The following is a 1,113-nucleotide window of genomic DNA, read 5'->3' as shown; positions in this document are numbered from 1 at the left end:
AGCGGACTGGCTGGTCGATATCGGTCCCGGTGCCGGCGAGAACGGTGGACGCGTGCTCTACAGTGCAACACCCGCCGGGCTGGCCGACGTACCGGACTCGGTCCCCGCACGCTATCTCTTCGACACGTCGGAGCAGGTGCGCCGCCAGCGGCGTACCCCCCGCGGGTGGCTTCGCGTCGAAGGCGTCGAGCGCAACAGTCTCCGCGACCTCACCGTGTCTTTCCCTCTCGGGGTCTTGACCGCGGTCACCGGAGTCTCCGGTTCGGGGAAATCGAGCCTCGTCAGCCAGGCTCTACCAGCGTTGATCAACGCTGAACTGGGCCGGCCCGCCGCGCCCGATGCCAACGTCGAACCGCGCGACGACACCGATCTGCTGCTCACCGGAGATCAGGGCGCGGTCCGCGGCCGCATCGAGGGCACCTTGGGAGGGCTCCGTCGGGTGGTCGCCATCGATCAGCGCCCTATCGGGCGCACACCCCGATCCAATGTTGCAACCTACACCGGCATGTTCGACCACATCCGCAAGCTGTTCGCCGCAACACCTGCGGCCAAGAAACGGAACTACAAACCGGGGCGGTTCTCCTTCAATGTCGCCGGTGGCCGCTGTCCGACCTGCGAAGGTGAAGGCTTCGTGATGGTCGAGCTGCTTTTCCTGCCCAGCGTCTACAGTCCGTGCCCGGACTGCAACGGCACTCGTTACACGCAGAGCACACTCGAAATCACCTGGCGGGACCGCAACATCGCCGACGTTCTCGCGATGAGCATCGACGAAGCCCACGCCTTCTTCACCAGTGAGAACGACGTTCTTCGCTCGCTCACCGTCCTACGCGAGGTCGGGTTGGGTTACCTGCGACTCGGACAACCCGCCACCGAGCTGTCCGGCGGCGAAGCTCAGCGTGTCAAGCTGGCATCCGAACTCCAGCGTGCTCAACGCGGCGACACGCTCTACATCCTCGACGAGCCCACTGCTGGGCTCCACCCGTCCGACAGCGACAGACTGCTCGCTCACGCGCAGGGGCTCGTCGACGCCGACAACACCGTCGTCATGGTCGAACTCGACATGCGCGTCGTCGCCCAGGCCGACCACGTCATCGACCTCGGACCGGGAGCGGG

1 protein-coding gene is annotated in these 1,113 nt (G+C 65.9%); it reads left to right on the top strand.

Features of this window, described 5'->3' with window-relative positions:
• A partial coding sequence (locus AC0B9F_RS38400; protein ID WP_472010471.1) for an excinuclease ABC subunit UvrA occupies nucleotides 1-1,113 on the top strand: 1,113 nt, incomplete at both ends.

The sequence above is a fragment of the Streptomyces sp. NPDC097129 genome (assembly GCF_055668065.1).
Note: the sequence above shows the minus strand (reverse complement) of the source record. Positions and strands in the feature narration are given on the sequence as shown.